General features: G+C 73.2%; 16 protein-coding genes. 3 read left to right on the forward strand and 13 right to left on the reverse strand.

From position 1 onward, the window contains the following. Positions 1–97: 97 nt before the first annotated feature. Positions 98–1,234, reverse strand: coding sequence for a molecular chaperone DnaJ (dnaJ, locus tag ABD347_RS02185; protein WP_344355704.1), 1,137 nt, complete (start codon positions 1,232–1,234; stop codon positions 98–100). After that, positions 1,235–2,251, reverse strand: coding sequence for a heat-inducible transcriptional repressor HrcA (gene hrcA / locus ABD347_RS02190; RefSeq protein ID WP_344355706.1), 1,017 nt, complete (start codon positions 2,249–2,251; stop codon positions 1,235–1,237). Between the two features lie 166 nt (positions 2,252–2,417). Here hrcA and ABD347_RS02195 point away from each other — a divergent pair, with 166 nt between their 5' ends. Together ABD347_RS02195 and ABD347_RS02200 are read left to right on the forward strand one after the other, a co-directional pair. After that, positions 2,418–3,140 (forward strand): MBL fold metallo-hydrolase, encoded by a 723-nt coding sequence (locus ABD347_RS02195; protein WP_344355708.1) that lies wholly within the window; start codon positions 2,418–2,420, stop codon positions 3,138–3,140. 10 nt (positions 3,141–3,150) lie between these two features. Beyond that, positions 3,151–3,963, forward strand: a complete 813-nt coding sequence (locus ABD347_RS02200; protein ID WP_344355710.1) for a DUF3097 domain-containing protein — start codon at positions 3,151–3,153, stop codon at positions 3,961–3,963. Between the two features lie 176 nt (positions 3,964–4,139). Here ABD347_RS02200 and hemW read toward each other — a convergent pair whose 3' ends face one another. From hemW to lepA, 4 genes are all read right to left on the reverse strand, one after another. After that, positions 4,140–5,372, reverse strand: a complete 1,233-nt coding sequence (gene hemW / locus ABD347_RS02205) for a radical SAM family heme chaperone HemW (RefSeq protein WP_344355712.1) — start codon at positions 5,370–5,372, stop codon at positions 4,140–4,142. Positions 5,373–5,399: 27 nt separating this feature from the next. Then, the gene (locus ABD347_RS02210; protein ID WP_425575552.1) at positions 5,400–7,562 is read right to left on the reverse strand and encodes a SpoIIE family protein phosphatase; all 2,163 of its coding nucleotides are present in this window, start codon (positions 7,560–7,562) and stop codon (positions 5,400–5,402) included. A gap of 150 nt (positions 7,563–7,712) precedes the next feature. Continuing rightward, entirely contained in the window at positions 7,713–9,602 is a 1,890-nt protein-coding gene (locus tag ABD347_RS02215; RefSeq protein ID WP_344355714.1) for an AMP-dependent synthetase/ligase, read from the reverse strand. 245 nt (positions 9,603–9,847) lie between these two features. After that, positions 9,848–11,719, reverse strand: a complete 1,872-nt coding sequence (lepA, locus tag ABD347_RS02220; RefSeq protein ID WP_344355716.1) for a translation elongation factor 4 — start codon at positions 11,717–11,719, stop codon at positions 9,848–9,850. A gap of 240 nt (positions 11,720–11,959) precedes the next feature. On the opposite strand from lepA, the gene rpsT reads away from it, so the two are divergent. Then, entirely contained in the window at positions 11,960–12,226 is a 267-nt protein-coding gene (gene rpsT / locus ABD347_RS02225) for a 30S ribosomal protein S20 (protein ID WP_064069563.1), read from the forward strand. A gap of 1,022 nt (positions 12,227–13,248) precedes the next feature. Here the strand turns inward: rpsT and holA are convergent. The 7 genes from holA to leuS all read right to left on the reverse strand — a co-directional run bounded on the left by holA (position 13,249) and on the right by leuS (position 23,135). After that, a complete protein-coding gene (holA, locus tag ABD347_RS02230; protein WP_344355722.1) occupies positions 13,249–14,235 on the reverse strand; it encodes a DNA polymerase III subunit delta in 987 nt (328 codons plus the stop codon). Positions 14,236–14,314: 79 nt separating this feature from the next. Next, positions 14,315–14,560 (reverse strand): hypothetical protein, encoded by a 246-nt coding sequence (locus ABD347_RS02235; protein ID WP_344355725.1) that lies wholly within the window; start codon positions 14,558–14,560, stop codon positions 14,315–14,317. Between the two features lie 24 nt (positions 14,561–14,584). Further along, the gene (locus ABD347_RS02240) at positions 14,585–17,062 is read right to left on the reverse strand and encodes a ComEC/Rec2 family competence protein (RefSeq protein WP_425575553.1); all 2,478 of its coding nucleotides are present in this window, start codon (positions 17,060–17,062) and stop codon (positions 14,585–14,587) included. Between the two features lie 20 nt (positions 17,063–17,082). Then, positions 17,083–17,814 (reverse strand): helix-hairpin-helix domain-containing protein, encoded by a 732-nt coding sequence (locus ABD347_RS02245; RefSeq protein ID WP_344355728.1) that lies wholly within the window; start codon positions 17,812–17,814, stop codon positions 17,083–17,085. 522 nt (positions 17,815–18,336) lie between these two features. Then, the gene (locus ABD347_RS02250) at positions 18,337–19,182 is read right to left on the reverse strand and encodes a DegV family protein (RefSeq protein ID WP_344355730.1); all 846 of its coding nucleotides are present in this window, start codon (positions 19,180–19,182) and stop codon (positions 18,337–18,339) included. A 66-nt stretch (positions 19,183–19,248) separates the two neighbouring features. Next, a complete protein-coding gene (locus ABD347_RS02255) occupies positions 19,249–20,010 on the reverse strand; it encodes a hypothetical protein (protein ID WP_344355733.1) in 762 nt (253 codons plus the stop codon). A gap of 257 nt (positions 20,011–20,267) precedes the next feature. Then, positions 20,268–23,135 (reverse strand): leucine--tRNA ligase, encoded by a 2,868-nt coding sequence (gene leuS, locus ABD347_RS02260; RefSeq protein WP_344355735.1) that lies wholly within the window; start codon positions 23,133–23,135, stop codon positions 20,268–20,270. Positions 23,136–23,297 lie beyond the last annotated feature (162 nt).

Below are 23,297 nucleotides of genomic sequence, written 5' to 3' on the forward strand. Positions count from 1 at the left end.
GACCCGGGGGCGGGGGCGTCGGCCACCGCGTACGACCAACGTCCCCCTGTCAGGCGGTCCGGGGGTCGAGCCCCCTTTTCGGGGGCACCGCCCCCGGTCACCGCCCGTTGAACGCGTCCTTGAGGCGGGAGAACAGCCCCTGCTGCCCCGGCTGGAACTGGCCGGTCGGCCGCTCCTCGCCCCGCAGCTTCGCCAGCTCCCGCAGCAGTCGTTCCTGCTCCGGGTCGAGCTTCGACGGCGTCTGGACCTCGACGTGCACGATGAGGTCACCGCGTCCGCCGCCCCGCAGGTGCGTGACGCCGCGCCCGTGCAGCGGGATCGACTGGCCCGACTGCGTACCGGGCCGGACGTCGACCTCCTCCAGCCCGTCCAGCGTCTCCAGCGGACACTTCGTGCCCAGCGCGGCCGCCGTCATCGGGATGGTCACCGTGCAGTGCAGGTCGTCGCCGCGCCGCTGGAACACCGTGTGCGGGAGCTCGTGGATCTCGACGTACAGGTCGCCGGCCGGGCCGCCGCCGGGGCCGACCTCGCCCTCGCCGGCCAGCTGGATGCGGGTGCCGTTGTCGACACCGGCCGGGATCTTGACCGTCAGCGTCCGGCGGGACCGGACCCGGCCGTCGCCGGCGCACTCCGGGCAGGGCGTCGGGACGACCGTGCCGAAGCCCTGGCACTGGGGGCAGGGGCGGGAGGTCATGACCTGGCCCAGGAAGGACCGGGTGACCTGGGAGACCTCGCCACGGCCGCGACACATGTCGCAGGTCTGGGCCGACGTACCCGGCGCGGCGCCCTCGCCGGAACAGGTCGTGCAGACGACGGCCGTGTCGACCTGGATGTCCTTGGTCGTACCGAAGGCCGCCTCGTTGAGGTCGATCTCCAGGCGGATCATCGCGTCCTGGCCGCGCCTGGTGCGCGACCGGGGCCCGCGCTGGGACGCCGTACCGAAGAAGGCGTCCATGATGTCGGAGAAGTTGCCGAAGCCGCCCGCACCGAAGCCACCCGCGCCCGCGCCGCCGGAGGTCGACAGCGGGTCACCGCCGAGGTCGTAGACCTGCTTCTTCTGCGGGTCCGACAGCACCTCGTAGGCGGCGTTGATCTCCTTGAACCGCTCCTGCGTCTTGGGATCGGGGTTGACGTCCGGATGCAGCTCGCGGGCGAGCCTCCGGAACGCCTTCTTGATCTCGTCCTGGGACGCGTCGCGGCGTACGCCGAGTACGGCGTAGTAGTCCGTGGCCACTTACGACTCCGCCAGGATTTGTCCGACGTAACGTGCCACTGCGCGTACCGCTCCCATCGTTCCGGGGTAGTCCATGCGGGTCGGTCCGACCACGCCGAGTTTGGCGACTGCCTCGTCGCCCGAACCGTAGCCGACCGCGACGACGGACGTGGAGTTGAGGCCCTCATGGGCGTTCTCGTGCCCGATACGTACGGTCATGGCCGAGTCCTTGGCCTCGCCGAGCAGCTTCAGGAGCACCACCTGCTCCTCCAGCGCCTCCAGCACCGGCCGGATCGTCAGCGGGAAGTCGTGCCCGAAGCGGGTGAGATTGGCGGTGCCGCCGATCATCAGCCGTTCCTCGGTCTCCTCCACCAGGGTCTCCAGCAGTGTGGCCAGCACCGTGGAGACGGTGCCCCGGTCCTCCGCCTCGAAGGACTCGGGGAGGTCCTGCACCAGCTGGGGCACGTCCGTGAAGCGCCGCCCCACGACACGGCTGTTCAGCCGCGCCCGCAGATCGGCCACGGACGTCTCGCCGAACGGCGCCGGGCAGTCGACCATGCGCTGCTCCACGCGCCCGGTGTCGGTGATCAGGACGAGCATCAGCCGGGCGGGGGCCAGCGACAGCAGCTCCACATGACGCACGGTGGACCGCGTCAGGGACGGGTACTGCACGACCGCGACCTGCCGGGTCAGCTGCGCCAGCAGCCGCACCGTACGACCGACGACGTCGTCGAGGTCGACCGCGCCGTCCAGGAAGTTCTGGATGGCGCGCCGCTCCGGCGACGACAGCGGCTTGACGCCGGCGAGCCGGTCGACGAACAGACGGTAGCCCTTGTCCGTGGGGATGCGGCCCGCGCTGGTGTGGGGCTGGGCGATGAAGCCCTCGTCCTCCAGCACGGCCATGTCGTTGCGCACGGTGGCGGGCGAGACGCCGAGGTTGTGGCGCTCCGTGAGCGCCTTGGAACCGACCGGCTCCTCGGTGCCCACATAGTCCTGGACGATGGCGCGCAGCACTTCGAGCCTGCGTTCACTGAGCACCGCGCGCACCTCCAGCTGGCCGTGGTTCCTTCTGCTCCGCTGGCACTCGCGATGCCCGAGTGCCAACCTTCCCCGGCAAGTGTACGGCGCCGGGGCTGACCCCTAGCAAGGGCGGCCGACCACGCTACCGCGCGCTGACGCCGGTGGTTGCCGATAGCGTCGCGGTATGGACGTCTGTTGGGAAGACTTCGGATGGGAGCGTCTCGCCGACGGAGTGGGCCGCAGGAGGCTGCCGGTGTGGGACGCGACCACCGCGTTGGTGGTCGGTGAGGACGGCGCCCTGCTGTACGACACGGGCGCGACGCTCCGTGAGGGGGCCGGGATCCGGGCGCAGGCGCAGGCCCTGATGGGCGGCCGGAGAGTGACGCATATCGCACTGAGCCATCCCCATTTCGATCATGTGCTCGGTACGGCGGCGTTCTCCGGCACGGAGGTGTACGGCGCGGTCGGCATCGACACCGTCCTGACACGGGACCGGGACGGGCTGCGGGACGACGCCGTACGGCACGGGGTGGCCGAGGCGGACGCGGTGGAGGCGGCGGACGTCCTGGTGGTCCCGCACCACCTGGTGTGCGGCGAGTGGACGCTGGAACTGGGCGGGCGGCAGGTGCTGCTGGCCGACGCGGGCCCGGGCCACAGCGGTCACGACCTGGCCGTGCTGGTGCCGGGCTCCCGGGATGTCGTCCTCTGCGGGGACCTGGTGGAGGAGTCGGGCGACCCCCAGGCGGGGCCGGACGCCGTCCCGTCGCGCTGGCCGGCCGCCCTGGACCGGCTGCTGGAGCTGGGCGGTGAGGCCGCCGTGTACGTCCCGGGGCACGGGGCCGTCGTCGGCGCCGGCTTCGTACGCGCCCAACGCGATGAACTGGCCCGACGGTTCGGCGTGTCGTAGCGTCTGGCGGATGCGCGCTTACGACCCTGACCTGACGCCCTCCTGGAAGCGTTCGGCCCCGGTGCCGGAGGTACCCGCCGAACCGGACCTGGTGGTCGAGGAGGTGAGCACCGGCTTCTGCGGGGCGGTGATCGGCTGCGAGGCGGGCACCGTGACCCTGGAGGACCGGTTCGGCAAGCACCGGGTGTTCCCGCTGGCGCCCCGCGGCTTCCTCCTGGAGGGGCGCACGGTGACGCTGGTGCGCCCGTCGGCCGGCCCCTCGCGCCCGTCGCGTACCGCGTCGGGTTCGATCGCCGTTCCCGGCGCACGCGCGCGTGTCGCCCGTGCGGGGCGGATCTATGTGGAGGGCCGCCACGACGCGGAGCTGGTGGAGCGGGTGTGGGGCGACGACCTGCGCGTCGAGGGCGTGGTCGTCGAGTACCTGGAGGGCGTCGACGACCTCCCGGCCATCGTCCGGGAGTTCGGCCCCGGCCCGGACGCCCGCCTGGGGGTCCTGGTGGACCACCTGGTGGCGGGCTCCAAGGAGTCCCGCATCGCGGCGTCCGTCACGGACGCGCACACCCTGGTGGTGGGGCACCCGTACATCGACATCTGGGAGGCGGTGAAGCCCTCGTCGGTGGGCATCCGGTCGTGGCCCACGGTCCCGCGCGGCCAGGACTGGAAGACGGGCGTGTGCCGCGCCCTGGGCTGGCCGGAGAACACGGGCGCCGCCTGGCAGCACATCCTGTCGAAGGTCCACTCGTACAAGGACCTGGAGCCGGCGCTGCTGGGCGCCGTGGAGCAGCTGATCGACCATGTGACGGTCGGCGTCGCGGACGAGTGACCGCGCCCGGCGCGGAACGAGGCGGCACACCCCCGCCGGGGCGCCGGGGCGCGGCGGCGGGACGGGGGCCCTGGCGGCCGGGGGTCCGGCGGCGGGGGCAGGGGTCCGGCGGCGGGACGAAGGTGCGGCGGCGAGGCGCCGGGGTCGTGACACGCCACGCCCGGCCCGGGGCCGGTCTAGTCCACGAGGTCCCGTACCACCGCGTCGGCGAGCAGCCGTCCCCGAAGCGTCAGCACGGCCCGCCCGACGGCGTAAGGACCGGGGTCCAGGAGCCCGTCCCTTACCGCCCGCTCGGCGGCGGCCAGGCCCGCGGGCCGGAGCAGCGACAGCTCGCACCCCTCCCGCAGCCGCAGCTCCAGCAGCACCCGCTCCACCCTCCGGTCCTCGTCCGACAGCACCTCGCGCCCCGCGCCGGGCGAGCGCCCCCCGGCCAGCGCGGCGGCGTACGCGCCGGGGTGCTTCACGTTCCACCAGCGCACGCCCCCGACGTGGCTGTGCGCGCCGGGCCCCGCGCCCCACCAGTCGGCGCCGCGCCAGTAGAGCTCGTTGTGCAGGCACCGGCCCGCCTCCGAGGTGGCCCAGTTGGACACCTCGTACCAGGAGAAGCCCGCTCCGGACAGCATGTCCTCCGCGATCAGGTACCGGTCCGCGTGGACGTCGTCGTCCGTCATGGGCACCTCTCCGCGCCGGATGCGCCGCGCCAGTTGCGTGCCCTCCTCCACGATCAGGGCGTACGCGCTGACGTGGTCGGGCCCCGCGCCGATCGCCGCGTCGAGCGACGCGCGCCAGTCGTCGTCGCTCTCCCCCGGCGTGCCGTAGATCAGGTCGAGGTTGACGTGCTCGAACCCGGCCGCGCGGGCCTCGGCGACACATGCCTCCGGCCGCCCGGGGGTGTGCGTGCGGTCGAGCACCTTCAGGACGTGCTGCCGGGCGCTCTGCATCCCGAAGGAGATCCGGTTGAAGCCGCCCTCGCGCAGCTCCGCCAGGTACGCGGGGTCGACGGACTCCGGATTGGCCTCGGTGGTGATCTCGGCGTCGTCGGCGAGCCCGAACTCCTCGCGGACGGCGCCCAGCATCGACACGAGGTCGGCGGCGGCCAGCAGCGTGGGCGTGCCGCCGCCGACGAACACGGTCCGCACGGGGCGCGGGTCGTCGCCCAGCACCTTCCGCGCGAGCCGCACCTCGTCGGTCAGCGTCGCGGCGTAGTTGTCGCGGGAGGCGAGGACACCGCCGGAGCCGCGCAGCTCGGTGGCGGTGTAGGTGTTGAAGTCGCAGTAGCCGCAGCGGGTCGCGCAGTACGGCACGTGCAGATAGAACCCGAGCGGCCGCTCACCGGACCCGGACAGGGCGGACGCGGGCAGCGCGCCGTCCTCGGGCATGGGCTCACCATCGGGCAGTACGGAAGGCATACCGCCCATTGTCCTTCACCGCCGCGCCTACCGGGCCTGGAGGACCAGCAGCGCGAGGTCGTCGCACACGGGTGTCTCGCCGAAGGCGTGGACCGCCCGCTTGATCCTTTCGGCGACCTCGTGCGCCGGCAGCCCGGCGCACCCTGCGAGGGCCTCGGCCAGGCCGTCGCCGTCGTCGAACATCCGGCCCGTGCGCGAGCGGCGCTCGGTGACACCGTCCGTGACGCACAGGAGGGTGTCACCGGGTGCGAGGTGGAAGGTGTGGCTCTCGTACCCGACGTCGTCGACGACGCCCAGCAGCACCTGGGGCGCCGCGGCGGGTGTCACGGAGCCGTCGGGGCGCAGGAGGAGCGGCAGGGGGTGACCGGCGGAGGCCAGGGTGCAGCGGGCCCCGCCGCCCTCGTCGGGGGCGAGTGGCACGAGCTCGCCGTACAGCAGTGACAGGAACCGCGACTGGGGCTGGGCGGCGGGCTGCGGTCCACCGGGCAGGTCACCGGCCGCGGCGACCATGGAGGCGGCTGCTTCGGCGGCCTCGGTGGCGTCGTCGAGGAGCAGCCGGTTCAGCCGGTCGAGGACCTGGCCCACTTGGTGGTCCTCGCGGGCGAGCAGCCGCAGCCACGGGCGGGCGAGCCCGGTGACGACGGCGGCCTCGGGGCCGCTGCCCTGGACGTCGCCGAGCATGAAGCACCAGCGGCGGGCTCCGGGTCCGGCCTGGAACACGTCGTAGAAGTCGCCGCCCGCGAGGCCGTCGTCGCTGGGCTCGTACACGACGCGGCTCTCGACGCCCGGGATCTGGGCCACCTGGCTGGGCAGCAGCCCGCGCTGGAGGATCCGGCTGATGGTGACCTGCCGGGTGTAGCGGCGGGCGGCGCCGACGGCGAGGGCGACGCGGCGCGCGAAGTCCTCCACGAGCGTGGTGACCGCGTCGGGGATACGGGCCCGCCCGCGCCGTCCGAGCATCAGCGTGCCGAGCCCGTGGCCGCCGACGACGAGCCGGTACGCGAGCGCCGTACCACCCGCGTCCGCGTCACCGCACGGTCCGTCCCCCGCCGCCCCGGCACCGTCACCGCCCGGACCCCCGGGCCCGTCCGGACCGCCGAAGCCGTCCGGCACCCTGCCGCCCGCGACGCCGGTGTCGCCTCCCGTGCCGCTGTCGCCGTACGGCGCGTGGCCGCCGCCCGCGCCGGCGTCACCACGCGCGGCACCGTCACCGTCCGGGCCCTCGGGGCCGTCCGGGCTCCGGTGCCCTCCACCGCCGCCGCCATGGACTCCTTCGGCCGAGGGCCAGGGAATCGGCACCGGCCCGGTACGGGGCGGCTCCGGCATCCGCGGCGGTTCCTTCTCCAGCACCGTACGCAGCGTCTCCAGCGCCGATTCGTCGGCGTGCCACACCCGGGCGAGCCTCGGCCCGCCGCCCTCCGTGCCGTCGCCCTCCAGCCAGAAGGCGCACCAGTCGGCCAGCCTCGGTACCAGGAGCTGGCCGGCGAGCGCGGCGACCAGGTCCTCGTCGAGCTGGCCGGCGAGCAGGTCGGACGCCTCGGCGAGAAACGACAGCGCTCCGCGGCCGGCCCACTCGTGGTCGTCGCGGACGACCCGGCGCGGGGCGGGGGTGAGGATCTCGGCGGCGCGCAGTCCGCGCCGCATCGCCGGTTCGGGCCCGGGTACGGGGCAGGCGTCCCAGCCGTCGAGGGGGAGCCGGGCCCAGACCGTCTTGAGGCCGGGCCGGTAGGTGATGCCCCAGCACTCGGCGAGGGCGGCGACGAGCCGGAGCCCGCGACCGTACTCGTCGAGGCCGTCCGCGTCCTCCTGGGAGACGTGCTCGTGGCGGACCGTGCGGGTGGGGTGGTGGTCGGAGACCTCGAGGACGACGGCGGCGGGCCGGCCGTCGGCCGGGTCCTCCAGGCGGAAGAGCAGCTCGACGGTGGTGCCCGCGTGGACGACCGCGTTGGTGACGAGCTCGCCGACGACCAGGACCGCGTCGTGGGCGACCCGGTCGGTGATCGCCGCTGCGGCGGGCAGCGCCAGGCCGGTCCAGTCGGCGAGCGCGGCACGGACGAAGCGGCGGGCGGCGGACGGCGCGAGGGGGTTGCCCGGCAGGCTGGTGCGCGTGACGGACTGGCTCGGCGGCGGATGGTGGGGCGGCAGCGGCAACTCGCCCGTGGTCGCGCGCTGTGTCGGGAAGGACCCCACGTGCGGCTCCTCGTCGGCTCCTGGGTCGGCTCGTGGTCGGACACCGACAGGGTGACAGATCGAGCACGCTCATAAGCGCGGAGTCATCGAACTCGCCCATGCGAACGGGGCCGCGCGCCTCCGCGCGGCCCCGTCACCACGTCCCGGGTGTCAGTCCTCCCTGGCCCCCGCGTACATCTCGTCGATCAGGTGCTTGTACTCGCGCTCCACCACGGGGCGCTTGAGCTTGAGGCTGGGCGTCAGTTCGCCGTGCTCGATGTCGAGGTCGCGCGGCAGGAGCCGGAAGCGCTTGACGGTCTGCCAGCGCTGGAGGCCCTCGTTGAGCCGGTCCACGTAGCCCTGGACGAGCTGCTCGGCCTCGGGGGTGGCCACGACCTCGGCGTAGGACTTGCCGGCGAGACCGTGCTCCTGCGCCCAGCCGAGGATCGCGGGCTCGTCGAGGGCGATGAGGGCGGTGCAGAAGTTCCGGTCGGCGCCGTGGACCAGGATGTTGGAGACGTACGGGCAGACGGCCTTGAACCGCCCCTCGATCTCGGCGGGCGCGACGTACTTGCCGCCGGACGTCTTGATCAGGTCCTTCTTGCGGTCGGTGATGCGGAGGTAGCCGTCGACCGACAGCTCGCCGATGTCCCCGGTGTGGAACCAGCCGTCCGGCTCCAGGACCTCGGCCGTCTTCTCCGGCAGCCCGTGGTAGCCCTCCATGATGCCGGGGCCCCGCAGCAGGATCTCGCCGTCGTCGGCGATCCGCACCTCGGTGCCGGGCAGCGGCTTGCCGACGGTCCCGGTGCGGTAGGCGTCGCCCGGGTTGACGAAGGAGGCGGCGCTGGATTCGGTGAGGCCGTAGCCCTCCAGGATGTGGACGCCGGCGCCGGAGAAGAAGTAGCCGATGTCGGGCGCGAGGGCGGCCGATCCGGAGACGGCGGCGCGCAGCCGGCCGCCGAAGGCCTCGCGGAGCTTGGAGTAGACGAGGGCGTCGGCGATCTTGTGCTTGGCGTTCAGGCCGAAGGGGACGCTCGCGTTGCCGGTGCGCCGGAAGTTGTCCTGGCTGGTCCTGGCGTACTCGCGGGCGACCTCGGCGGCCCACTTGAAGATCTTGTACTTGGCGCCGCCCGCGGCGCGCGCCTTGGCGGCGACCCCGTTGTACACCTTCTCGAAGATGCGGGGCACGGCGGCCATGTACGTCGGCTGGACGACCGGCAGGTTTTCAATGATCTTGTCGACGCGGCCGTCGACCGCCGTGACGTGACCGACCTCGATCTGTCCGGAGGTCAGCACCTTGCCGAAGACGTGCGCGAGGGGCAGCCAGAGGTACTGCACGTCCTCCGCCGCGACGAGGCCGGTCGCGGCGATGGCCTTGGCCATGTACGACCAGTTGTCGTGCGGCAGCCGTACGCCCTTGGGGCGGCCGGTGGTACCGGAGGTGTAGATGAGGGTGGCGAGCTGGTCGGCGGTGATGGCGGAGACCCGGTCCTTGACGGCGTCGGGGTGCTTCTCCAGGTACGCGCGGCCGCGCTCCTCGAGCTCGGCGAGGGAGAGGACCCAGCCCTCGGGGTCGGCCGCGTCCGCCTCGACGCCGGCCGGGTCGACGACCACGACGTGGGCGAGGTGCGGCAGGTCGGCGCGGCGCTCGCGGGCCTTGGCGAGCTGGGCGGCGTCCTCGGCGATCAGGACGCGGCTGCCCGAGTCGGCGAGGATGTACGCGGACTCCTCGGCGTTGGTCTGCGGGTAGACCGTCGTGGTGGCGGCACCGGCGCACATCACGCCCAGGTCGGCGAGGATCCACTCGACACGGGTGGCGGAGGCGAGGGCGACCCGCTCCTCGGCCCGCACGCCCAGGTCGATCAGGCCTGCGGCGATGGCGTAGACGCGCTCCGCGGCCTGCGCCCAGCTGAGGGACTTCCAGTCGTCGGGGCCCTGGCCGGAGGGCGCGGGGACGGGGTAGCGGTAGGCCTCCGCGTCGGGCGTCTTCGCCACCCGCTCCAGGAAGAGGTTGGCCACGGAGGGCGGGCGGGTCTCGATCGGGGTGTGTGTGTCGCTCACGACGTCCTCCGGGCGGCTTGCGGCAGGGCTGCACGACGGGATGATTGTTTAACTGGCGAGTAACCCTCGGGCGGGATCAGGTTAGAGCGCCGCGCTCCGCCACGTAAGGGGCTACGGCCCCACGGTTCATACCCGCTTCATAACGACTGGGGCGCCTCTCGGCACGTCGCAAGCACGCAAAAGCGCCCGTCCGTGAACCGAACGGGCGCTCTGCGGGCGCTACTGCTTCCGGGTGATACCGGCCGTCACTTCTTGGACTTGCCGCCGGCGGAGTCGTCGCTGGACAGCACCGCGATGAAGGCCTCCTGCGGAACCTCCACGGAACCGACCATCTTCATCCGCTTCTTGCCCTCCTTCTGCTTCTCCAGCAGCTTCCGCTTACGGGAGATGTCACCGCCGTAGCACTTGGCGAGGACGTCCTTGCGGATGGCGCGGATGGTCTCGCGGGCGATGACGCGCGAGCCGATGGCCGCCTGGATCGGCACCTCGAAGGCCTGCCGCGGGATCAGCTCGCGCAACTTGGCGACGAGCCGTACGCCGTACGCGTACGCCGCGTCCTTGTGGGTGATGGCGGAGAAGGCGTCGACCTTGTCGCCGTGCAGCAGGATGTCGACCTTGACGAGGCTGGAGGCCTGCTCGCCGGTGGGCTCGTAGTCGAGGGAGGCGTAGCCGCGGGTCTTGGACTTCAGCTGGTCGAAGAAGTCGAAGACGATCTCGGCGAGGGGGAGGGTGTAGCGGATCTCCACCCGGTCCTCGGAGAGGTAGTCCATGCCGAGGAGGGTGCCGCGGCGGGTCTGGCACAGCTCCATGATGGAGCCGATGAACTCGCTGGGGGCGAGGATCGTGGCGCGTACGACGGGCTCGTACACCTCGCTGATCTTGCCCTCGGGGAACTCGCTCGGGTTGGTGACCGTGTGCTCGGTGCCGTCCTCCATGAGGACGCGGTAGACCACGTTGGGGGCGGTGGCGATCAGGTCGAGCCCGAACTCGCGCTCCAGCCGCTCACGGATCACGTCGAGGTGCAGGAGGCCCAGGAAGCCCACGCGGAAGCCGAAGCCGAGCGCCGCGGAGGTCTCCGGCTCGTAGACGAGCGCGGCGTCGTTGAGCTGGAGCTTGTCGAGGGCGTCGCGCAGCTCGGGGTAGTCGGAGCCGTCCAGCGGGTAGAGGCCGGAGAACACCATGGGCTTGGGGTCCTTGTAGCCGCCCAGGGCCTCGGTGGCGCCCTTGTGCAGGGTGGTGATGGTGTCACCGACCTTGGACTGCCGGACGTCCTTCACACCCGTGATCAGGTACCCGACCTCGCCCACGCCGAGGCCGTCCGCCGGGAGCATCTCGGGCGAGTTCGTCCCGATCTCCAGCAGCTCGTGGGTCGCGCCGGTGGACATCATGCGGATGCGCTCGCGCTTGTTGAGCTGGCCGTCGATGACCCGCACATAGGTGACGACACCGCGGTACGAGTCGTAGACCGAGTCGAAGATCATCGCGCGGGCGGGGGCGTCCTTGACGCCGACCGGGGCCGGGACCTCCCTGACGACGCGGTCCAGCAGCGCCTCGACCCCGAGACCGGTCTTGGCGGACACCCGCAGTACGTCGTCGGGGTCGCAGCCGACCAGGTTCGCCAGCTCTTCGGCGAACTTCTCCGGCTGGGCGGCCGGCAGGTCGATCTTGTTGAGCACGGGGACGATGGCGAGGTCGTTCTCCATCGCCAGGTACAGGTTGGCGAGGGTCTGCGCCTCGATGCCCTGGGCGGCGTCGACGAGGAGGATGGTGCCCTCGCAGGCGGCCAGGGAGCGCGACACCTCGTAGGTGAAGTCGACGTGACCAGGGGTGTCGATCATGTTGAGGATGTGAGTGCTGCCCTGGCCGGGCCCCTCGGTGGGGGCCCACGGCAGACGCACCGCCTGGGACTTGATCGTGATGCCGCGCTCGCGCTCGATGTCCATGCGGTCGAGGTACTGAGCGCGCATCTGCCGCTGCTCGACCACACCGGTCAGCTGGAGCATCCGGTCGGCAAGGGTGGACTTGCCGTGGTCGATGTGCGCGATGATGCAGAAGTTGCGGATCAGCGCCGGGTCGGTACGGCTCGGCTCGGGCACGTGGATAGGGGTCGCGGGCACGCAGGGTCCTGATTCTCGAGACGCCGGGCGTCTCTGCTCGGGTCGACGTCGGATCGATACGTAGGCTCCATGGTCCCACGGACGGGGACGGGCGCTCGGTTTGGGCCGCTCGGAGGGCGGCTGGTAGCCTGGGCAGCTGTGTCTCGTGGCCCTCTCCGGGTCGTCTCCCGTGTCCGAAGGGCTACGGGGGAGACGTGGCACGCATCAGAGAAATCCTTACGAACCTGAAAAGGCTCTTTCGTGGCGAACATCAAGTCCCAGATCAAGCGGAACAAGACCAACGAGAAGGCGCGCCTGCGCAACAAGGCCGTCAAGTCGTCGCTCAAGACCGCGATCCGCAAGGCCCGTGAGGCCGCCGCCGCGGGTGACGTCGAGAAGGCCACCGTGGCCGCTCGCGCCGCCTCCCGTGCGCTCGACAAGGCTGTCTCGAAGGGTGTCATCCACAAGAACGCCGCCGCCAACAAGAAGTCGGCGCTGGCCACCAAGGTTGCCTCCCTCCAGGGCTGAGTGCTCTTGATTTGATCGCCGGGACGGATCCAGCGGGCCCTCTCTTCCGCTCCTGACCGGCACCCCGAGCCCGTACGCGGCCTGCGTTCGCCACGCGGGTACGAGCTCACCAACGCATCACCCGAAGGCCCCGTCGCCCGTTCTTCCCCAGGACACGGCACCGGGGCCTTCGCCATGCCGGGCCCCGGGACGGGCTGGGCTGGGCTGGGCCCTGGGCGCCGGGGGGCCCTGGGGGCCGGGACGGGTTGGGCCCCGGGACGGGCCGGCCCTCGGGGCCCCGGGACGGGCACGGAGCCGGACGGGCCGGCACTAGCCGGGTGCGGCCCCGAGGACGGGGCACCCTCGGCTTGGGCGCCGCCCCAGGCCTGGGCGCCGCCCAGGGCCACCACCATGACGGCAGGCACCTCACCGGAGGCAGGCACCGCGCCCTGCGGGAGCCGAGCACCATCCGGGCCGACCACCCCGTGGGCATCACCACCCGCGACCAGGCACCGCCCCGCGCGGGCGTCGCTCGGCGGGTCAGCGCCACCCGGACGCGGGCACCACCCGGAGACGGGCACACCCGGCATCGCTCGGAGGGTCAGCGCCACCCGCGCAGTCGGTCACCCAGGGATGCGGCCACCCGAGCACGGGGCCACTGAGGGACGATCTTCCGCCTGGAGGCAAGCTCCACCCGGGGACGGGCACCATCCGGAGACGAGCACCACCCGGGGGGCATCGCTCAGCGGGCCAAACCACCCGGACGCGGGCGACACCCGGGCGCGGCCACCACCCTGGCCACGCGCCACGGACACGCGGCCATCCAGGGACGGGTGCCACCCGGAGGGCAAGGGACCCGGTGACGGGCACCACCGGGGGCGGCACAGCCCGGAGGCATGCACCGCCCGCCCGACCAGGCACCCACCGCCCGAGGACAAGCATCGCCCCCGACCAGGTACCACCCGGGCACGGGCGTCGCTCGGCGGCTCAGCGGCTCAGCGGCTCAGCGGCTCAGCGGCTCAGCGGCTCAGCGGCTCAGCGGCTCAGCGGCGGGAACGGGCCGCCCGGGCGATGGTGACGACCGCCTTCTCCAGGGCGTATCCGGGGTCGTCGCCCCCGCCCTTGACCCCCGCGTCGGCCTCGGCGATCGCGCGCAGCGCGACGGCCACGCCGTCCGGCGTCCAGCCGCGCATCTGCTGACGCACGCGGTCGATCTTCCACGGCGGCATACCGAGCTCGCGGGCGAGGTCCGCGGGACGTCCGCCACGCGCCGACGACAGCTTGCCGATCGCCCGCACACCCTGCGCCAGCGCGCTCGTGATCAGCACGGGCGCGACTCCGGTCGACAGGGACCACCGCAGCGCCTCCAGCGCCTCGGCCGCCCGGCCCTCCACCGCCCGGTCGGCGACGTTGAAGCTGGAGGCCTCGGCGCGGCCCGTGTAGTACCGCCCGACGATCGCCTCGTCGATGGTGCCCTCCACGTCCGCGGCCAGCTGCGACACCGCGGATGCGAGCTCCCGCAGATCGCTGCCGACCGCGTCGACGAGCGCCTGGCACGCCTCCGGCGTCGCCGACCGCCCCAGCGCCCGGAACTCGCCGCGCACGAACGTCAGACGCTCCGCCGGCTTGGTGGTCTTCGGACACGCGACCTCCCGCGCCCCCGCCTTCCGCGCCGCGTCCAGCAGCCCCTTGCCCTTGGCGCCGCCGGCGTGGAGCAGGACGATGCTGATGTCCTCCACCGGCGAGCCGAAGTACGCCTTGAGGTCCTTGATCGCGTCGGCGGAGAGATCGTGGGCGCTCCGCACGACCAGCACCTTGCGCTCGGCGAAGAGCGAGGGACTCGTCAGCTCGGCGAGCGCCCCGGGCTGGAGCTGGTCGGGCGTCAGGTCACGGACGTCCGTGTCGGCGTCGGCCGCGCGGGCGGCCGCCACCACCTGCTGCACCGCGCGGTCGAGGAGCAGGTCCTCCTGCCCCACGGCGAGGGTGACGGGCGCGAGGAGGTCGTCGGTCTGGTTCTTTCTGGTGGCCATCGCGAACCAGCATCGCACGGCCCACCGACAACGCGTACACGACCGGAAAGCCCTGTCCGGCGACCTCCCCACGACCTCCCTACGGCGCCTCCCGCCACCCCTCCCACCGGGCCGCGAACTCGTCCAGCTCGGCGGCCGCGAGTCGGCCGTCCGGGTCCTCGACCACCACCAGCCACTGGGCGTCCTCGGCGTCGTCCTCGCCGGCCAGGGCGTCCCGCACCAGCTGAGGTTCCTCCGTGATCCCGAAACGCTCACCGAGCTCCTCGGCGGCCTCCTCGGCCGCGTCCCGGTCGGGCAGCACCAGCACATGTCTCACATCGCTCACACCAGCCATTGTTCCCGCGCCCCCCTACGGTTCCGGCCCCGGCCCCCGCTCCTCCTCCGTGGTGGCACGCAGCTCCCGCCCCCTCCCCGTCACGGCGATCGCGCCGTGCCTGTCGGTGCTCAGCACCACCGCTCCCCCGGCCCGCAGGGCGCCGACCGTGCGCGGTGACGGATGGCCGTACGGATTGTCGCGTCCGGCCGACACCAGGGCCAGCCGTGGCCGGGCCCTGCTCAGCAGGCGCGGGTCCTGATGGGCCGAGCCGTGGTGGGCGACCTTCAGGACGTCGACCGGCGCCAGGTCCGGGTGGGCCCGCAGCAGGCCCTGCTGGGCCGGCGGCTCCAGGTCGCCGAGGAGCAGCAGGGTCGTGCCGCCGCCGGTGCGGACGAGGAGAGAGACGCTGGCGTCGTTGGGCCCCTCCGGCGCCGCGCCGGCGATTGCGGAGCCCGGCCACAGCACACGCCAGTCGAGCGGCCCGAGGCGCCGGCGCTCACCGGCTCCCGCCCGAACGACCGGCACCCCTGCCCCGGCGGCGGTCCTGTGCACGAACGCCGCCTGATCCGGCGGGTCATGGAGAGGCGTGGTCTGGATCGCCCCCACGTCCCGGCCCCTCAGGACGCCGGGTAGGCCTGCCACATGGTCGGCGTGGAAGTGTGTGAGCACCACGAGCGGCACCCGGCTGACGCCGAGCGAGCGCAGACACCGGTCCACGAGGGCGGGATCGGGGCCGGCGTCCACCACCACCGCCGAGCCGCCGCCTGCCGCGAGAACCGTCGCGTCCCCCTGGCCGACGTCGCACATCGCGAACACCCAGCCCGGTGGTGGCCACCCGGTGACCAGCCGGGTGAGCGGCGGCGGCCGCACCACGGCGAGCATCAACAGCACGGTGCACGCTCCGGCCAGCCACGCCCGGTGCCGCGCCCGGCGGGCCCACACCACCAGCAGTCCCGTGACGGCGGCGAGCAGCAGCCCTCCGCGCCAGCCGCCGGGCCACTGGGCCTCGGCCCCGGGCAGCGCGGCTCCCTCGCGCGCGACGGCCGCGATCCAGCCGGCCGGCCATCCCGCGCAGGCGGCGAGCAGCCCGGCCACCGGCATCGCGACCGGTGCCGCGGCCAGGGCGGCGAAACCGAGCACGGTCGCCGGGGCCACCGCGAGCTCGGCCAACAGGTTGCACGGGATCGCCACCAGGCTGACCCGCGCGGCGAAGACGGCCACCACGGGGGCGCACACCGCCTGCGCCGCGGCCGTCGCGGCCAGTGCCTCCGCGAGCCGGGGCGGCACCCGGTGTCTGCGCAGGGCGGCGCTCCAGCCCGGGGCCACGGTGAGGAGCGCCCCGGTGGCCAGCACCGACAGCAGGAAGCCGTAGCTCCGCGCCAGCCACGGGTCGTACAGCACCAGCAGCAGCACGGCGGCGGCGAGTGCGGGGATCAGCGACCTGCGGCGCCCGGTGCCGATGGCCAGCAGGGTGATCAGGCCGCAGGCGGCGGCGCGCAGCACGCTCGGGTCGGGCCTGCAGACCAGGACGAAGGCGAGGGTCAGCGCCCCGCCGAGCATCGCGGTGGCCCGGAGCGGGATCCCCAACCGGGGTGCCATACCTCCGCGTTCCGCCTTGAGGGCACTGCCCGGGGGGCCGATGAGCAGCAACAACACGACAGTGAGGTTGCTTCCCGAGACGGCCAACAGATGCGTGAGGTCGGTCGCCCGGAACGCGTCGTGGAGGTCGGAGGGGATGCGGGAGGTGTCCCCGACGACCAACCCCGGCAGCAGGGCACGCGCGTCCGCCGGCAGCCCGTCGGTGGCGGTGCGCAGCCCCGCGCGCAGGTCGCCGGCGGCGCGCTGGAGGGCGGTCGGCGGCCCGGTGGTCCGGGGCGGGCCCGCGTCCGCCCGCAGCACGGCGGCGAACGGCTCCCCCGCCCGATGGGGCGGTGCCACCCTCCCCGTCAGACGCAGCCGGGTGGAGGGCAGCAGCCGCTGCCAGTCGTCCCCGGCGGACGGGACGATCACCAGGACCGGCGTGCGGACCTTGGTGACCGCCCCGTCGGCGGCCCTCACCAGCGTCACCTCGGCATCGAGCACGACGGAGGCGGGGGCCGCCCGTGGGCCGCGGACCCGCACACGGGTGAGCCGCGGGTCAGAGGTGACCGTGGCCTCGACGGTGACCCGCGCGTGCCGCTCCGCCAGGCCGGGCAGCGGTCCGCGCCGGAGGTCGGCGCCGTGCAGTCCGGCGGATGCCGCACCGGCCGCGGCGCAGAGCAACACCGCCGCACACGCCGTGCCGTTGGCGCTCCGGCGGACCGCCGCGGGCACACCGCGCCCGCCGCCCCGCCCGAACAGCAGCAGTGCGCCGATCGCGGCGCAGAGCGCCACGCCCACCGCCGTCCACCGGCCGGGCGCGCCCACCGCGAGTGCCGCCGCTCCCCACGCCGCCAGGGCGGGCCCTACGAGCCGCATGTCGGCCGGGGCGTCCTGGCGCGGGTCGGCGACGCCCCGTGGGGCGCCTGACACGGCGTGAACCGCCTGGCGCCTCACGGCCGGACGAGGGGCTGGAGATCCGCGAACCGGCGCTCGCCGATCCCGTTGACCTCACGGAGCTCGTCGACCGACCGGAAACCGCCGTGGCTGGTGCGGTAGTCGACGATGTGCTGGGCCAGCACGGGGCCGACGCCCGGCAGCGTGTCGAGCTGTTCCACGGTGGCGGTGCTGAGGCTGACCGGACCCGCGCCGCCACCGGGGCCGACCGCTCCGGATGCCCCCGGCACCGCCGCCGGCGCCGCGGCGCCCACCACGACGTGCTCACCGTCCAGGAGCACACGGGCCCGGTTCAGCCCGGTGAGGTCGGTACCGGGCCTGGCCCCGCCCGCCGCGCGCAGGGCGTCGGCGACCCGCGATCCGGCGGGCAGCCGCAGCACGCCCGGCCGCCGTACCTCGCCGCTCACGTCGACGACGACGGGCGGCGCCCCCGTCGGCGGCCGGCGGGTCGCGGGCGCCCCCGCCGTCGGCGCCGCCTCCGTGACCAGCTCGGGAGCCCGGACCGGCTCCGGGCGGCCCACCAGGAAATACCGGCCGGCGAGGGCGGCGGCCACCAGCAGGACGACGGCGAGCGCGACGACCGTGCGGGCTTCCATCCCGCAGCGCGTCTGCACCCACAGCGGCGCCCGCTCCCGGAGCGCCTGTCGCCACCGCTCCCGCCGTCCGGGCGTCCGCTCCGGAGCCGGAGGAGCGGCCCCGTCGGCGTCCTCGGGCGCCGCGCCTGCCACCCCTGCCCCGCTCCGGCCGCCGCTCGGCACCCGCCTGCGGCGCACGGGCCCCGCCACGCCGGCCCCGACCGGCACCGGAGGCAGCGCGGGCGAAGCACCAGCAGCCGGCGGCATCACGGGCGAGGCATCAGCAGTCGGAGGCACCACGGGCGAGGCGACAGCGGCCGCATGCGCCACCGGCGATGAGGCACCGGACGGGGGCGGCGGACGCGTGGCGGACGAGGCCGTTCCGTCGAAGAGCGCGTCCGCGCGGCGGCGTGCTGCCGCGCGCACGGCCGTGCGTCTTCCGCCTCCCCGGTGCCGTGCGGGCTCCCGGCCCCGTGTGCGGCCGTCCGAGCCCGGCGCCCGGCCGGGTCCACTCACAGCCCGTACCCGAAGCGATGCGGATGTCACGGAGTGTGTTCGCGTTTCCATGCCAAGCACGGTAGGCACCTTCGCCCCGGCCCGCCGCGCCCCATCAAAATCCGTGGACAACCTGGCCGTTGTGGAAAACGCGGCCACCCGCCCGAGTGAACCGGACGGTCACCGCGGCGAGACGACGACCCCCAGCAGCCCCGGCCCGGTGTGCGCGCCGATGACCGCGCCGACCTCGCTGACGTGGAGCTCGGCCAGGCCCGGCACACGGGCGCGCAACCTGTCCGCGAGAGCGGCGGCCCGGTCGGGTGCCGCGAGGTGGTGCACCGCGATGTCCACCGGGCTCGCGCCCGCCCGCTCGGCGGCGATCTCCTCCAGCCGGGCGATCGCCTTCGAAGCCGTGCGCACCTTCTCGCGCAGTTCGATCCGCCCGTCCTCCAGCTGCAGCAGCGGCTTCACCGCGAGCGCGGAGCCCAGCAGCGCCTGGGCCGCGCCGATGCGGCCGCCCCGGCGCAGGTACTCGAGCGTGTCGACGTAGAAGTACGCGAAGGTGCCGGCGGCCCGCTTCTCCGCGGCGGCGACCACTTCGTCCAGCGTGCCGTCCGCTTCCGCGGCCTCGGCGGCGGCCAGCGCGCAGAAGCCCAGCGCCATGGCGACCATCCCGGTGTCGACGACGCGCACCGGCACCGTCGCGTCCTTGGCGGCCAGCAGCGCGGCGTCGTACGTCCCGGAGAACTCGGCCGACAGGTGCAGCGAGACGATCGCTGTGGCCCCCTTCCCGGCCGCCGCCCGGTAGGCCTCGGCGAACACCTCAGGGCTGGGCCGTGACGTGGTCACGGAGCGCCGCTTCTGGAGCGCGAGGGCGAGCGAGCGGGCCGAGATCTCGGTGCCCTCCTCAAGGGCCTGGTCACCGAGGACGACGGTCAGCGGCACCGCGGTGATACCGTGCCGCTCCATCGTCTGCGGCGGCAGGTAGGCCGTTGAATCGGTGACGATCGCGACATGGCGGGACATGACCGGGAGGGTACCCCGGCCGGGGCGTCGTAAGGCAGCCCGCCCCCGCGTCCTGATCGGATCCGATCAGTTGGTGGTCTCGGGACGGGTCGACTTCTGCCAGGAGTAGAAGGTCTGTTGCCGGGGGTCCTTCTCCGTGATCGCCCGTGGCGCGCCCGGCTCGGACGCGCCACGGTCCGCGCCCGGCGCCCCCGTGGGCTGCGCCCCCGCCTCGGCCGCCGCGGGCCCGGTTCGGTCTCGGGCCGGCCCGGTCGCCTCCGGCCAGGAGAGGCCGTCCTGCTCGCGCCCGGCCCAGTGCCGCAGGGCGCCGGCCTCCACGTCGATCTGCGCGCTCAGCGACCCCAGGTCGTCGTCCGCGAACTTCCGCGCGCGGTCCCGGGCCGCCCACCGCAGCGACTCCGCGGAGTGGGTGATCCGCTCCGTGCGCTCGCGCACCTCGTCGAGCTGGGCGGCGACCCCGGCCCGGTCCGGGTCCCGCTCCAGCCGCTTGAGGTCCGCGTCGAGTTCGTGCCCGTGGGCGCTGAGCCTGCGGAACAGCTCCAGGGTCTCCTGGAGCGAGGCGTCCTCCGTCGCACCCGCCTCCAGCGCGTCCTGGGTGGCCCGCATGGAGGTCCGCAGCGACAGCCGCAGCTGCGCCAGCTCCGCCGTCACGCCGCCGGTCCCGTAGCTCTTGGCCCGCAGCGTGGTGTCCTCGACCGTGCGCCGCGCCTGGGTGATGGTGCGATCCACCCCGCGCTTGGCCGCCTTGACCGCCTTCACCGTCACGTACACCCCCAGAGCGACGAAGGCGACGAAGAGCAACGCCAGGATCGCGATCGCTTCTGCCATGAAGTCCCCTCGGTGTCGCCAGGTGCCGCACCGGACGCGGTCGGCCGTCGTTCCCTTCCACGGTAAACGGAACGGGCAGGCCGAGGGTTCCCTTCGAACCCCCAACCTGCCCGTAGGGGAAAACACCCAGTCGGTACACCACAGGCGTCACACCACTGGCGTCACCTCGAGCGCCACACCACAGGCGTCACACCACCGGCGTCGCGACCCCCGGACCACGCCTCCGGCGGATCACGCCGCACAGAACCGCGCCCGGTTCACGCCGGGACGATGTTCACCAGCTTCGGCGCCCGCACGATCACCTTGCGGATGCCTCCACCGCCCAGCGCCGCGACGACGCCCTCGTCGGCCAGGGCCAGCGCCTCCAGGTCCGCGTCCCTGATGGACGGGGAGACCTCCAGACGTGCCTTGACCTTGCCCTTGATCTGGACGACGCAGGTCACGGTCTCGTCGACGACGTACGCCGGGTCGGCGACCGGGAAGTCCTGGTGGACGACGGACTCGGTGTGGCCCAGCCTGCGCCACAGTTCCTCGGCGATGTGCGGGGCCAGGGGCGCGACCAGCAGCACCAGCCGCTCGGCGACCGACCGCGACACCGGGGCGCCGGTCTTGGTCAGGTAGTTGTTCAGCTCGGTGACCTTGGCGATCGCCGTGTTGAACCGCATGGCCGCCATGTCCTGGGACACACCGTCGATGGCCTTGTGCAGGGCACGCAGGGTGTCCTCGTCGGGCTCGGTGTCCACGACGGTGGCCTCACCGGTCGACTCGTCGACGACGTTGCGCCACAGCCGCTGCAGCAGCCGGTACTGGCCCACCACCGCGCGCGTGTCCCAGGGCCGGGAGACGTCCAGCGGACCCATGGCCATCTCGTACAGGCGCAGGGTGTCCGCTCCGTACTCGGCACAGATCTCGTCCGGAGTCACGGCGTTCTTCAGGGACTTGCCCATCTTGCCCAGGACGCGACTGACCTTCTCACCCTGGTACCAGAAGGCACCGTCACGCTCCTCGACCTCGGCCGCGGGTACCGCGATGCCACGCGCGTCCCGGTAGACGAAGGCCTGGATCATGCCCTGGTTGTACAGCTTGTGGAACGGCTCGGCCGAGGAGACGTGCCCCAGGTCGTACAGGACCTTGGACCAGAAGCGCGCGTACAGCAGGTGGAGGACGGCGTGCTCGGCGCCGCCGACGTACAGGTCGACACCGCCGTGCGGCTGTCCGTCGCGCGGGCCCATCCAGTACCGCTCGATGGCGGGGTCGACCAGCGCCGAGTCGTTGTGCGGGTCCAGGTACCGCAGCTCGTACCAGCAGGAACCGGCCCAGTTGGGCATGGTGTTGGTCTCGCGCCGGTACTTCTTGGGGCCGTCGCCCAGATCCAGGGTGACGTTGACCCAGTCCTCGTTGCGCGACAGCGGCGTCTCGGGCTGGGTGTCGGCGTCGTCGGGGTCGAAGGTGCGCGGCGAGTAGTCCTCGACCTCGGGCAGCTCCAGCGGCAGCATCGACTCGGGCAGGGCGTGGGCGATGCCGTCCTCGTCGTAGACGATCGGGAAGGGCTCGCCCCAGTAGCGCTGCCGGCTGAACAGCCAGTCGCGCAGCCGGAAGTTGACGGTGCCCTCGCCGACGCCCCGGGCGACCAGCCAGTCGGTGATCCGCGCCTTGGCCTCGACGACGCCCAGGCCGTCCAGCGAGATCCCCTCGTTCGACGAGTTGACGATCTTCGCGTCGTAGGAGTCGAAGGCGTCGTCCCACGTCGAGGGGTCCGTGCCGCGGCCGTCCGACGGCTCGACGACGCAGCGCATCGGCAGTTCGAAGGCGCGCGCGAAGGCGAAGTCACGGCTGTCGTGCGCCGGAACGGCCATGATGGCGCCGGTGCCGTAGCCCATCAGGACGTAGTCGGCGATGAACACCGGCACACGGTCGCCGCTGACCGGGTTGATCGCGTACGCGCCGGTGAAGACACCGGTCTTGTCCTTGGCCTCGGCCTGACGCTCGACGTCGGACTTGGAGGCCGCCTGCTTGCGGTACGCGTCGACGGCCTCGGCCGGGGTGGCGTGCCCGCCGGTCCAGACGTCGTGCGTGCCCTCGGGCCATACCGCCGGGACGATCTTCTCGACCAGCTCGTGCTCGGGCGCCAGGACCATGTAGGTGGCGCCGAACAGGGTGTCCTGGCGCGTGGTGAAGACGGTGATGGCGTCGTCGCCGACGGCGAAGTCGACACGGGCGCCCTCGGAGCGGCCGATCCAGTTGCGCTGCTGCAGCTTGATGGCCTCGGGCCAGTCCAGCGCGTCCAGGTCGTCCAGCAGCCGGTCGGCATAGGCGGTGATGCGCATGTTCCACTGACGCAGCTTCGCCTTGAAGACGGGGAAGTTGCCGCGCTCGGAGCGGCCGTCGGCGGTGACTTCCTCGTTGGCCAGGACGGTGCCCAGGCCGGGGCACCAGTTGACCGGTGCGTCCGAGGCGTACGCCAGGCGGTACTCACCGAGCACTTCCGCGCGCTCGGTGGCGGACAGTTCGCTCCACGCGCGCGTGGAGCCGGGTACGGAGCGCTCACCGCTCTCGAACTGCGCGATCAGCTCGGCGACGGGGCGGGCCTTCCTCGCCTCGTCGTCGTACCAGGAGTTGAAGATCTGCAGGAAGATCCACTGGGTCCACTTGTAGTAGTCCGGGTCGATCGTGGCGAAGGACCGGCGCTTGTCGTGCCCCAGACCCAGCCGGCGCAGCTGGACCTTCATGTTCTCGATGTTCGCCTCGGTCGACACGCGCGGGTGCGTACCGGTCTGGACGGCGTACTGTTCGGCGGGCAGGCCGAAGGCGTCGAAGCCCAGCGTGTGCAGGACGTTGTGCCCGGTCATGCGCTGGTGACGGGCGAAGACGTCGGTGGCGATGTAGCCCAGGGGGTGACCGACGTGCAGCCCCGCGCCCGAGGGATAGGGGAACATGTCCATGATGAACTTCGTGGGCCGGGCGACCACTGCCGGGTCACCGGCCAGGTCACCGCTCGGGTTGGGCGCCTCATAGGTGCCCTCGGCGTCCCAGAAGTCCTGCCAGCGTGCCTCGATGTCGGCGGCCATGGCCGCCGTGTAACGATGCGGGGCTGCCGCCTCGACAGCCGAATTCATCTCGCTCATGATCCTTAAAGCTCCATCGATCGTCTCTGCCCGCTGCCGCTCTGTGGCGCGGCGAAATGAAAAAACCCCTCGCACAGGAGGGGACGCCGCGCCGATTCCGGCCGGATTGTCGGTCCGCCGGGACTGATCAGCGCGGCTCGCTAAGCAGAAGGCGTACGGCAC

The sequence above is a fragment of the Streptomyces gobitricini genome (assembly GCF_039532985.1).
GTDB classification, from domain to species: Bacteria; Actinomycetota; Actinomycetes; order Streptomycetales; family Streptomycetaceae; genus Streptomyces; species Streptomyces gobitricini.